Origin of the sequence: Ruegeria sp. HKCCA0370, assembly GCF_013033705.1 — a bacterium.
GTDB lineage: Bacteria > Pseudomonadota > Alphaproteobacteria > Rhodobacterales > Rhodobacteraceae > Ruegeria.
In genome coordinates this window covers 96239-108338 of record NZ_WQEP01000003.1, presented here as the reverse complement: position 1 = coordinate 108338, position 12100 = coordinate 96239, and the positions used below count along the sequence as shown (strand labels likewise).

General features: G+C 57.0%; 12 protein-coding genes. 4 read left to right on the top strand and 8 right to left on the bottom strand.

Annotated features, from left to right (window positions below; translation table 11 throughout):
* Positions 1–5 precede the first annotated feature (5 nt).
* Complete coding sequence (locus GOW31_RS09195) at positions 6–365, top strand: hypothetical protein (protein WP_171169480.1); 360 nt, start codon at positions 6–8, stop codon at positions 363–365.
* Positions 366–443: 78 nt separating this feature from the next.
* Positions 444–1970 carry an MFS transporter gene (locus tag GOW31_RS09190; protein WP_171169477.1) on the top strand — a complete coding sequence of 509 codons (1527 nt, stop codon included), beginning with the start codon at positions 444–446 and terminating at the stop codon, positions 1968–1970.
* A gap of 42 nt (positions 1971–2012) precedes the next feature.
* Here the strand turns inward: GOW31_RS09190 and GOW31_RS09185 are convergent, their stop codons facing one another.
* From GOW31_RS09185 to GOW31_RS09155, 7 genes are all read right to left on the bottom strand, one after another.
* Positions 2013–3353, bottom strand: coding sequence for a S41 family peptidase (locus tag GOW31_RS09185; protein WP_171169475.1), 1341 nt, complete (start codon positions 3351–3353; stop codon positions 2013–2015).
* A gap of 6 nt (positions 3354–3359) precedes the next feature.
* A complete protein-coding gene (locus tag GOW31_RS09180) occupies positions 3360–4490 on the bottom strand; it encodes a murein hydrolase activator EnvC (RefSeq protein WP_171169473.1) in 1131 nt (376 codons plus the stop codon).
* The gene (gpmI, locus tag GOW31_RS09175; protein WP_171169471.1) at positions 4487–6004 is read right to left on the bottom strand and encodes a 2,3-bisphosphoglycerate-independent phosphoglycerate mutase; all 1518 of its coding nucleotides are present in this window, start codon (positions 6002–6004) and stop codon (positions 4487–4489) included. The genes GOW31_RS09180 and gpmI overlap by 4 nt, the downstream gene beginning before the upstream one ends.
* Before the next feature lie 190 nt (positions 6005–6194).
* Positions 6195–7865, bottom strand: a complete 1671-nt coding sequence (locus GOW31_RS09170) for a sulfatase-like hydrolase/transferase (RefSeq protein WP_171169469.1) — start codon at positions 7863–7865, stop codon at positions 6195–6197.
* Positions 7866–7936: 71 nt separating this feature from the next.
* Positions 7937–8173, bottom strand: a complete 237-nt coding sequence (gene nqrM, locus GOW31_RS09165) for a (Na+)-NQR maturation NqrM (protein ID WP_152460192.1) — start codon at positions 8171–8173, stop codon at positions 7937–7939.
* Between the two features lie 15 nt (positions 8174–8188).
* Entirely contained in the window at positions 8189–9214 is a 1026-nt protein-coding gene (locus GOW31_RS09160; protein WP_253283539.1) for an FAD:protein FMN transferase, read from the bottom strand.
* 66 nt (positions 9215–9280) lie between these two features.
* On the bottom strand, positions 9281–9466 hold the full coding sequence (locus GOW31_RS09155) for a hypothetical protein (protein WP_152460190.1): 186 nt from the start codon (positions 9464–9466) through the stop codon (positions 9281–9283).
* Positions 9467–9589: 123 nt separating this feature from the next.
* On the opposite strand from GOW31_RS09155, the gene GOW31_RS09150 reads away from it, so the two are divergent.
* Positions 9590–10114 carry a CBS domain-containing protein gene (locus tag GOW31_RS09150; protein ID WP_171169465.1) on the top strand — a complete coding sequence of 175 codons (525 nt, stop codon included), beginning with the start codon at positions 9590–9592 and terminating at the stop codon, positions 10112–10114.
* 11 nt (positions 10115–10125) lie between these two features.
* On the opposite strand, the gene GOW31_RS09145 is transcribed toward GOW31_RS09150, so the two are convergent.
* Positions 10126–10839: a metallophosphoesterase family protein gene (locus GOW31_RS09145; RefSeq protein ID WP_253283826.1), complete on the bottom strand. Its 714-nt coding sequence runs from the start codon at positions 10837–10839 to the stop codon at positions 10126–10128.
* Between the two features lie 235 nt (positions 10840–11074).
* Between GOW31_RS09145 and GOW31_RS09140 the strand changes: the two genes are divergently transcribed.
* The gene (locus tag GOW31_RS09140) at positions 11075–12088 is read left to right on the top strand and encodes an NAD-dependent epimerase/dehydratase family protein (RefSeq protein WP_171169461.1); all 1014 of its coding nucleotides are present in this window, start codon (positions 11075–11077) and stop codon (positions 12086–12088) included.
* Positions 12089–12100 lie beyond the last annotated feature (12 nt).

The window sequence follows — 12100 nt, the reverse complement described above, 5'->3', positions numbered from 1 at the left end:
CAGTCATGACGCAGACCAAGCTAACCTTCATCCGGTTCGAAAACGGAATCTGGCAAGGCCACATTCAAGCCGGCAGTACGCCTAACCCCGAGGTAAGCTATCAGGGCGAAACCCTGAGCGATGTTGACCTGTCGCCCGCAGAAGACGGATGGGACTTGCGCATACAGGTGCCTGTTGCAGCCCTGTCCGAAGGCGTGCACACGTTCGTCGTTGCAGATGCAGCCACAACCGAAAAACTGGGAAGCTTCACAGTGATTGCCGGTGAGCCCGCCGCAGATGATCTAAGGGCCGAAATTGATTTGCTGCGGGCTGAACTGGATATGCTGAAACGCGCTTTCCGCCGGATTTGCCGAGACGACCCCTGATCCGTTCCGGCTGGTTTTCCTGTCAATCTTGCCAGATTCGTGCATCATTGGCGTTTTCAGAACGGATCGCGCCTTATCATGGATCGCAGCAGCATAGTCAAAGTCATCGCTTTGATGGTTACCGGATTTGGCATCGGTATTGATTTTACCGGCGCCCTGATGCTGGTGCCTGCGATCGAAAGCAGCTTTGACGCCGATATCACCAGCACCCAATGGGTTCTGAACATTTATGCCTTGTTTTTCGCCATGACCATGGTCGCAGGCGGGCGGCTTGGCGACATGTACGGCCACCGCAGAATGATGCTTTTTGGCCTGTCGATCTTTCTGTTTTCCTCGGTCATGTGCTTTGTTTCGCCCAGTCTTGATTTTCTTGTCATTTCGCGTGCGCTGCAAGGCATCGGCGCGGGTTGTGTATGGCCCTGCACGCTGGCCTTCGGGGCAACCAAAGTATCAAAGCCAGAACATCGAGCCTTGGTGATGGGGCTGATTCTGGCAGGTGTGACCACCGGAAACGTGTTTGGTCCGATGCTCAGCGGATTGGCCGTGAACTTGGGAGAGTGGCGCTACTTTTTCCTCGCCAATGTAGTCTTTTCCTGCATTTCGATGGCCACCGCGCTGATCCTGATGGAGCGCGAAACACAGCACAAACCGGATGAACACCTCGACCTCGCCGGAATGGGTGTATTGTCCTTTGCCGTTTTGCTGCTGCTTTACGGTTTGGATGTGGGCGCGGACTGGGGGTGGACATCCGTTCCGTTGTTGATGCTGTTTTTCATCAGTGCTGCGCTTTTCATTCTGTTCCCCAAAGTCGAGAAACGCGTGACAGAGCCGCTGCTTTTGCCGCAGATGATGCAAAACCGCGAGTTTCGCATCACCCTTGGCCTGAACATGTTCAACGTGTCCGCGGCATTTGTGGGGCTGCTGTATTTTCCCCAATACATGCAAAAGGTGCTGGGCTGGTCGACGTTTGAATCGGCACTGGGCTTGGCGCCGCTGACCGTGTTGCTTGCCGTGGGATCAATTGTTTCGGGCACGCTTTACAATGATTTCGGCCCCAAGCGGCTGCTGTTTTGGGGATATCTGATCGCAACGATCGGCGCTGCGACCATTGTCGTGCTGCCCGGTGATCTGGGGTACTTTCGCATCCTGCCCGGCATGGCGATGATCGGGCTGGGCGCAACATTGACGGTTGGGCCGTCCGGCACTGCTGCAATGTGTGCCGTAAAGCCGGAACGGGCTGGGCTGGTTGGCGGCCTGAGCTTCATGACCCACCTGGTTTACGGCGCAATCTCTGTCGCCTGTGCCACGGCCATTATGTACGTCGTCAGCCTGTCTGAGCTTCGCCAGTATGTGGCCGCTTCGGGCATCAAGTTGACCGAAGCAGAGCTTCGCACGATCAACGGCGGAACACTTGAAACGCCGTCCGCCCATGCGGTAATCAGCCGGTTGTCATCCAGCGAAGCAGAGACGGTTCAACGGGCATTGTCGGCGGCCTTTGACAGCGGAATGAGTATGGCTTTCGTCTTTTCGGCCTTGTCCGTCTCGGTCGGTCTCGTTCTGGCGCTGCTTCTCGACGAAAAGAAACTGCACCGGATCGAAAGCTAAAGCCGGGAGCCAAGGGCTGCGACATCCGCAGCCCTAACCATTTTACTGTGACGGCCCGTTGGGGTTGAAGGCCGACAGCCCCTTCAGGATATCGATGGCATAGGCCAGCTGGTAATCCTCTTCCCTCAGCTCTGCGGTTGCCTCGGCCTTGGCGCGATCTTCTTCGATCTGGCGGATCTCATCTTCGCTGAGGCTGTCATTGTTGAGGCTGCCGCGCAGATCGGCCTCGGACCGCGAACGGGCGTTGGCTTCTTCCTCTTCCGGTTCTGGCGCCGGACGGGGTTGTTCCACGATGATATCAGGGCTGACACCCAGAGCCTGAATCGACCGCCCTGATGGGGTGTAATACCGGGACGTGGTCAGGCGCATCGCACCATCACCCCGCAGCGGCATCACCGTCTGAACCGACCCTTTGCCGAAGCTTTTGGTGCCGACGACGATGGCCCGGCGATGATCCTGAAGCGCGCCCGCGACGATTTCAGATGCCGAGGCCGAACCACCATTGATCAACACGACAATGGGTTTGCCTTCCGCCAGATCGCCGGGGGTGGCGTTGAAACGCTCACCCTCTTCCGGGTCCCGTCCACGGGTCGAGACGATTTCCCCTTCGTTCAGGAACGCATCCGAAACTTTGATGGCCTGTGTTAACAGACCGCCCGGGTTGTTGCGCAGGTCCAGTACGACACCATTGACCTTGTCGATGCCACCAGCTTCTTCGATCTGTTCCTTCAACCCTTCCTGTAGGTTGGGGAAAGTCTGATCATTAAAGGTCGTTACCCGCAGCACGACACTTGTGCCCTCGGTGCGGGCGCGAACGGCGGTCAGCTTGATCGTGTCACGGATAATGGTGACATCGAAGGGATCAGGTTCGCCTTCGCGCACGACGGTAATAACGATCTCGGAGCCGACCGGACCCCGCATCAAATCCACCGCCTTGTCCAGCGTCAGGCCCAGAATGCTTTCGCCATCCACATGTGTGATGAAATCTCCGGCTTCGATCCCGGCCTCGTCAGCGGGTGTGTCGTCGATGGGAGACACGACTTTGACAAAACCGTCTTCCTGCGTGACCTCAATACCCAGTCCACCGAACTCGCCCCGAGTCTGAACGCGCATCTGTTCGGCATCATCGGGTGAAAGATAACTGGAATGCGGATCAAGAGAGGTCAGCATTCCATCGATTGCCGCCTCGATAAGTTCTTCGGGCTCGACCTCTTCGACATATTGCGCACGGATGCGTTCGAAAATGTCACCGAACAGGTCAAGCTGTTCATAGACGCTGGCCTTGTTCACAGCCTCCTGCGCCAGCAGGGGACCTGCGATCTGTGTTGTCGCAAGAATGCCTGCCACAGTTCCGGCCAAACCGGCCATCACAAATTTCTTCATACTCGTTTATCCATCCTTGTCGGTCCGAAACCAAGTTTCCGGGTCCACCGGGGTGTTGTCTTCTCTTACCTCTATATAGAGCGTTTCTGGGCGATCAGTTCCAGTGCCATCACCGCTTGTTGACAATATTGCGCCGATTTCCGGCATTTCACCCGGCATCAGGCCAACCGGAGTGCCTTTGGGGATCACCTGCCCGGGTTGACCATAGACCTCTTGCAAGCCCGAAAACACGAACAACAGGCCCGGTTGCGGCTCCAGAATGACAAGGTTTCCCAAATCCAGCAATGGCCCGCGATAGCGGATCGTGGCCGCAGTGGGGGATGTTACAAGCGCACGGGAACGGGTGCCGATGACCAGACCAGCGCGGGCGACCCCTGCGGCGTCCGGTTCACCGGCCTTGTGCAGCAAAACGCCCTGCACCGGCAAAGGAATCTGTCCTTTCTGATCCAGGATGCTTGCGTCGGTTTCAATGATCTCGCCTTCTGAAATCTCTGACAGACCGCTTGCAAAACCATCCAGAGTCTCGGTCGAAGAAATCAGAATGGCCGTGCGCACCGGGTCTTCGACAAACCGACGCGGCAAATCAGTGCGGTCGGCAATCGCTTCGCTCAATCGCGTACGGGCATCCTGCACACCGCGCAGCCCTTCGGTCAAAGTTTCCGAGGCGCTTTGTTGCAGCAGACGCAGGGTCTGAACCTCTTGCAGGTCCTGTGCCAGCGCTTGCGCTTTTGCATTGAGCCCAGGCGTCACCTCGGACAGCATCATTCCGGCCCGCGCCGCGCCCAATGGGCCTGACGGGTGCAGCATCAGCACTGGCGGCGCGGTCGTTTCGATGGTCTGCAAAATACCAAGCAACTGCCTGACGTCCTTTTCACGCGCGCTCAATTGCGCGCTCAGTTGCGCTTCGCGTGTTGCAGCCTTGCGCAGACCGGTCCGCATCGCGCTCAGCCCGGCCTCATAGGCTTGTATCGTTTCGGTCAGCGCCCGCACCCGATCCCTTGCGCCGTCTGCTTCGCTCAGCGAGATCGACGCCTGTTCCAGCATCCTTGCCGCATCCAGCGCCGCCCGAGAAGCGTCGGTCTGGGCAAAGGCCTGACAAGCTGAAAGCAGCACAATCGCTAGGGCGGTCAGCCTCATGACAGCAGGCTTTCTCCGGTCATTTCCGGCGGTTTGGGCAGGTTCATCAAATCAAGCAGGGTCGGCGCCAGATCAGATAACCGCCCCTGACGCACCTGCGCGCCCTCTGGCCCTCCGACCAAAGCTATGGGCACCGGGTTCAGCGTGTGCGCCGTATGCGGACCGCCAGTTTCCGGATCAACCATCACTTCACAGTTACCGTGATCGGCGGTGACGATCATTGCGCCGCCTGCTTTTTCCAAGGCAGCAACGACCTGAGCCAATCCTGCATCAACGGCCTCACATGCCTTGATCGCAGCTTGAAGGTCGCCGGTATGCCCGACCATATCAGGGTTGGCGTAATTGGTTACGATCAGGTCGTAACCTTGTTCGATCGCCTCAACAAACTTGGCTGTGACCTCGGCCGAGGACATCTCGGGTTGCAAATCATAGGTCGCAACCTTGGGTGATTTGGGCATATAGCGATCTTCACCTTTTTCAGGTGTCTCCTTGCCCCCGTTCAGGAAAAAAGTGACATGGGGGTATTTTTCGGTTTCAGCCAGCCGGAACTGACGCAACCCCTGCTTGGCGACCCATTCCCCGAGCGTGTTCACAATCGCCCGTTTCGGAAAAACCGCGGTCATATATGCGTTGTGACCGTCCGAATACTCTACCATGCCCAGCAGCGCCGACAGTTTCGGCCGCGGCCCGGTTTCGAACTCGGCAAAGCCCGGTTCACCAATCGCGCGCAGGATTTCGCGAGCACGATCTGCACGGAAATTTAGACAGAAAAAGCCATCGCCGTCGGATACGCCCTTGTAACCTTGCAACACGGTCGGCGTAATGAATTCGTCAGACTCAGACTGGTTGTAGGCATGGTCCACAGCGCCATGTGCGGTGTCGGCCGCCCTGCCCTTGCCGTTGATCATCGCGTCATAAGCTTCTGCGATCCGTTCCCAGCGATTGTCGCGATCCATGGCGAAATAGCGACCGCTTACCGTGACGACACGTGCCCCCTCGGGCAGCCGTTCTTCCAACTGGGAAAAATAGGTCAGCGCAGATTTTGGGGCCACGTCGCGCCCATCCGTGACCGCATGAAGGGCGACCGGAACTCCGGCATCCGTAATGGCCTTGGTTGCCGCGATGATGTGATTCAGGTGCCCGTGAACACCACCATCCGAGACCAACCCCATGAGATGAGCCGTACCCCCTGAGGATTTGACCTTGGAAATGAATGCCTGCAATGCCTTATTGTCAAAGAACGAACCGTCTTCGATGGCCAGGTCGATCTGACCCAGATCCATGGCCACAACGCGGCCCGCACCTATGTTTGTATGACCGACTTCGGAATTACCCATCTGCCCACTGGGCAGACCTACGTCCGGGCCATGCGTTGTCAGCGTGGCGTGCGGGCATTTGGCCATGATCGCGTCAAAGGTCGGCGTGTTCGCCAGATAGGGCGCATTCGCCTGTGTGTCGTCTGACACGCCCCACCCATCAAGAATGCACAGAACAACGGGTTTGGGGGTTGGCATTGAAAATCTCCGATTACTGCTTGGGTCTTCTTCTAGCGTCTGGCCGGCAAGGGGTGAACCATCTTTGCGGCAATTTACGCAGAATTAATCAAATGGCCTTGCGGCTTCGGTCCATCGCTGGAGGACAATGAGCCGCTGCATTTTTCGACGCAAAGCCAACATGGTTTTATCGGGGAAAACCCGGACGAGACTAGTCTTTGAGGTAACGCGTGTATGGCTTCGCCTTGCGGTTGCGATACTTGACCGTCAGTTCCAGCGGCGTGTCGTTTTCGTCGTAGATGCCGATCATGATGCCCGTGCCCCCGCTTCGGGTCCGCATATCGATCAACTGCTGTTCGGACCGGGTGGTGCGCTGTGAAGGGCGCCGCGCCCAGGCAAACAGGTGATCGTACATTTGCGCGATGACATCCGAATGATTTGCGCTGTCACCCAGATCCACCAGTTCATCGGGGTCGTTTTCCAGATCGAACAGGATCGGCCTGTACCCACCCTCGCAATGGATGAGCTTCCACTTTTCATTCGCGACCATGAACATCACCGCATCTCGAACCGATGCATTCAGTCGCTGCGCGATGGGGGACGCGGAATAGTCATACTCGCAAATCGCGACCTGTCGGGGCGTTTTGTCGGACTGACCATGCAGGATCGGCAGCAGAGAATGCCCCTCGAGAATATGCCCGGCTTTTTCGCCGCCTGCCAGTTCCAGAAACGTTGGCGCCAGATCGATCGACTCGACCAGCGCGTCGCAGGTGGTGCCGCGCGTGACGTCCGCTTCGGGTGATGGGTCATAAATGATCAGCGGCATTTTGGTTGAGGCATCGTGGAAGAAAGTCTTCTCACCCATCCAGTGGTCGCCCAGAAAATCACCGTGATCCGAGGTCAGCACGATCATCGTGTCGTCCATCCGCCCGGTTTTCTCCATCCAGTCGAACAGACGACCCATCTGGTCATCCGCTTGTTTGATCAGCCCCATGTAAGCCGGGATCACCGCCTCGCGGACATCCTCGCGCGAAAATGCCTGCCCGACCTTGGTGTCCATGAAGGCCTTCAGGACGGGGTGGGCATTCTTTCGCTCAGCTTCCGAGCGGACCACGGGCACGACATGTTCGGGCCCGTACATCGAAGCGTAAGGTTCCGGCACGATGTAAGGCCAGTGAGGCTTGATGTAGCTGAGGTGACAGCACCATGGTCCGTCATGGCTGTCCATGAACTCGATTCCACGGGTGGTCAGATATGGTGTTTCACTGTCCTCTTCCGCGATATTTGCCGGTTCGGATGAATTCTTCAGGAACCACCCCGACAGCACGTTGCCATCGGCATCCAGACCGGAATTGGCAAAATCATGCCACGGATTGTCGCTCTCGTATCCCTTGTCTGCAAGGTAATGGTTGTATTTCTTTGCCCCCTCCGGGTCATAAAATCCGTCCGGACCCTCTGCGCGCAACCCGTCATCGCGTTCGAACACGTCAAACCCGCATTCCGCGACGCGGGCGCCGATGATGCTGTCGGGCTCCAGCCCAAGACGGGCCATCCCCTCGGCATCGGCGGCCATATGTGTCTTGCCGACCAGCCAGCAATCCATTCCCGCCTTGCGCAGGTGGTCGCCCAACGTGATCTCACCCACTTTGAGGGGAATGTTGTTCCATGAGGCCCCATGGGAATGCACATAGCGCCCGGTATAGGTCGACATGCGGGAACTGCCGCAAATCGGCGATTGGATATAGGCCCGGTCAAAGCGGACACCGCGCGCGGCCAGACGATCGATATTCGGAGTATGCAGATGTGGGTGCCCGTAACAGCTCAGATAATCCCAGCGCAGCTGGTCGAACATGATGAACAGGATATTCTTTGCCTTGGCCAACGCGGTGCCTCCCCGAAAGTCATGAGGACCTAGTTAGCCACTTCCGTTCGCAGAGCGAAGCAAAACTTGCTTCAGGCCTGATGTTCCATCTGTTCCAGCATCTTCCTGGCACGTTTGCATTGCAATTGGTCGCGCAGCGGGCTGTCCGGGTCGACATCCTTTTGGCACACAACGCATTTATCGGCGCCCGAGATCGCATTCAGGCCACCGCAGCTGCCTTTGATGGTCTTGCCCATCAGCATGACACCCAATGACATACCGACCATGACAAGCGCCAAAAGAATAAAGGCCAGAATAAAAGTGCTCATCTCGGTTCCTGACTGTCAGTTGGTTCCCAAAGCGTTTTTGAACTCGGTGCTGTGCGAAGTAATATAGGCATCTTCGCCGCCTGTCACATCCCGCGAGATGAAGTACACGGCAAGTTTATGCTTTTCCGCAATGTCCATTCCCTTCTCGTGACCCAAAGCCAGCATGGCCGTTGCCCAAGCATCCGCCAACATTGCGTTTTCCGCCAGAACCGTGACAGAGGCCGTGCGATGTGTGATCGGGCGTCCCGTGGTCGGATCGATGATATGCGAATAACGCACACCGTCCTGTTCGAAGAAATTCTTGTAATCGCCCGAGCTGGCCATGCCGCGATCATCCAGAGAAACGATCAGTTGAATGCTCTGAGCGCCCGTTTCAGGCTTTTCGATGCCAATGCGCCAGGCTTCGCCCTGCTCATTCTTGCCTTTGGCAACAAGATCACCGCCGATCTCGACAAGGTAATCGTCGATACCGGCATCCTGCAAAGCACCGGCAACCGTATCGATGCCATAGCCCTTTGCAATCGCCGACAGGTTGATGCCCACCTTTGGATCAGCCTTCGACAGCGTGCCGGCTTCGGTGTCGAGCGTCAGCAAACGGGCCTGCCCGACGCCGCTCAACGCGGCCTCGATTTCGGTATCCGATGGCACCGGATCCTCGGGCTTGCGTGGGCCAAAGCCCCAAAGTTCGATCAGCGGGCCCAGAGTTACATCAAAAGTCCCACCGGTTTTTTCGTGCACGTCATTGGCTGCCGAAAGGACCAATGCGAGTTCGTCCGAGACCGGAACGGGGGCTGTGCTGGTTGACGCCGAAAAGACGGACACCTCGGATTCTGGATCCCAGTTGGACATTTTGGCGTTCACCTCGGCCAGCGTCTCTTCGACGGCCGCGGCCAATGCGGCCTCATCAAGATCTTCGCCGATCGCGGTTATGTTGAAGGTCGTGCCCATCGTTTCGCCCGACAGACGAACCACCTCGGGTTCTTTGTCGAACAAACAGCCGGAAAGAAGGGTGGCAACGGCCAGTAAAGGCATAAGACGCATCGGGCGATCTCCGGGAAATTCTGTGCCCGGCATATGCCAGTGGCCCCGGCCAGAGTCAAACTGCGATCACATCTTCAGCGGCAGGAAACCCAGCATCAAAAGGCCGACCCCCGCCGGCACGCCGAACAACCACGCACGTTTTTGCCAACCCGGCGGCTGTTGCTTCCACGCCATGCGGAAATTGTGGCCACAAACAACAACGGCAAAGAAGATCAATGCCGCTATGGGTGGCGTAAGATAGAGTTCACTCAATGGCTTGAACGTCCTTTCCGGGCCCGCGTTTTTGCCGATCGGCGCAATTGCACCCTATACAGGTCGTTTAGCTGCGCTAAGGTGAAAGGGAAAGACTTTGCAAGAACCACAAGGAGATTGCCCATGGCTCCAACCTCTTACCAGTCGCCTTCGCGCGGCGACAAGGCTGACAAGACGACGTACAGCCAGTCTGCGGAATCGAACCTGTCGCATTCGCAGACAACCGTGGCCAAGCTGCTTGAAGGTAAAGGGGACGCGGTGTTTTCGGTGCGGCCAAATGACACCATCCATTCTGTGGTCAACACGCTGAAGGAAAAGCGGATCGGTGCAGTTCTAGTGACGGATCAGAACGGGGCATTGCAGGGGATTTTGTCAGAACGCGACATCGTTCGGCGCATGGCAGACACACCCGGCCAGACCCTTCCGCAATCGGTCGAAGATCTCATGACCAGGGATGTTAAGACCTGCACACCGGAAGATCTGCTGAATGAAGTTCTGAAAACGATGACCGAGGGCCGTTTTCGCCATATGCCGGTGCTGCGCGACGGTCACTTGTGCGGCGTCATCACGATCGGAGACGTTGTCCACTTCCGCCTTAAAGAGCTGGAATATGAAGCGCTTCGCATGAAGCAAATGATCGTCGGTTAACGGCCCACTGTTCACACGGTCGAGGTGAACCGAACACTTCCGGCGTTGATCTCGGCGGCTGTCAACCGACCCGAAGCGAAAGCGCCCGTGTCAAGCGACACCACCCGGTTCCTGACCCGGGGGAGGTCCACGATGGTGTGGCCATGCACCACCCATTGACCATCGCTGCGGGCCAGCCTGGGAAACATGGGATGTCCCCAGAGGCAAATCTGGCGATCCTGGGCCTCAGCCGGATGTCGGGGGTCCAGCGCCGCATGAACGAAAGTGACGTTGCCAGTGGTCCAGGTCAAAGGCCGGTCGGCAAGCCAGTTGATCAGGCTTTCCCCCATCTTAAGGCGAAGATCATCCGCCAGTTTTCGAATCTGCTGGTTGTTGTCGATATCCCCGGGCGGTTTCAACCCGAAAGACGCCAGTGTATGTACACCCCCATTTTGAAACCAAAGCCGGGCGTTGCGTTCCGGCGCCTCCAGGAATTGCAACAGAAACTCTTCGTGGTTTCCAAGAAGACATTGAACGCGTCCTCCTGACGTCTCGCTCAGGTGAAACAGGTGGCGCAGCACCTGCGCGCTGTATGGCCCCCGATCAATGTAATCTCCGACAAAGACCAGCAAGCTCTGATCGTCCAGTCGGGGCAACAACGCCTGCAACAAGTCCAGACGACCGTGAATATCGCCCACGGCCGTCACTTTCTCGGCCGGAGCGATGTCGCAAGACACTGCATTCATTGTCCGCCCCGCCCTGCGGTCGAACCACCGTCTGATCCAGTTCGTAATCATACATGTTGATCCCTATCCTTCTCGCCCATTGGCGGCAATGAGCATCTGATTGAATCAGCAAAGAGTTGACCAATGACGTCTGGATGTTCGATATGACCTTCAGCGCAGTTCAAAATGTTTGACCCGGCATCAGGGGCAGAACCTTTTGTTCGGCGATGATCGTGCAGGGCGTTTTGAGGGTTCTATGAAACGGGTTTTGATTACGGGCTCTGCGGGGTTCATCGGGTTCCATCTGGCGAAGCTGCTGTTAGAGGAAGGGTTCCGCGTGCATGGATACGACGGGATGACGGATTACTATGATGTGGTCCTGAAACAGCGTCGCCATCAAATTCTGCTTCAGACACCCGGGTTCACGGCAACCGAGGATCGGTTGGAAAATTTTGATCGGTTGATGCAGGTCGCCGAAGAATTTCAGCCGGAAGTCATCGTTCATCTGGCGGCTCAGGCCGGTGTGAGACACAGTTTGGAACATCCCCGCAGCTATGTTGAATCGAATGTCGTTGGAACATTCAACGTGATGGAAATTGCACGGCAACATAAGGTGGATCATCTTTTGATGGCATCGACCTCTTCCATTTACGGTGCCAACGAAGACATGCCGTTTACCGAGACGGAAAAAGCCGACACCCAACTGACCATCTATTCCGCGACAAAGAAGGCGAATGAGGCGATGGGGCATTCCTATGCGCATCTTTGGGATTTGCCGACGACCATGTTCCGCTTCTTTACCGTCTACGGCACTTGGGGACGACCGGATCTGGCGTATTTCAAATTTGTCGCCGCCATCCTGGATGGCCGCCCGATCGACATTTACAATCACGGCGACATGTACCGGGATTTCACCCATGTCCAAGACCTTGTACGCGGCATCAGATTGCTGATCGATGTGCCTCCGGTGCGGCCTGCCAGCCGTGAGGATATCGAGGACGGAGACAGCCTGTCCCCCGTCGCGCCCTACCGCATCGTGAATATCGGCAACGGAGAAAAAGTGGGCCTGATGGATTTCATCGAAGCCATCGAACAGGCCGTGGGGCAGAAGGCGATCAAGAACTTCATGCCGATACAGATGGGTGATGTTCATGCCACCTGGGCGGACAATCGGCTGCTACAAAGACTGACGAACTATCGTCCCCGGACAGACCTGAAAGACGGCATCACCCAGTTCGTTGCGTGGTACCGAGATTATTACGGAAAATAACGCAGGCCTGTC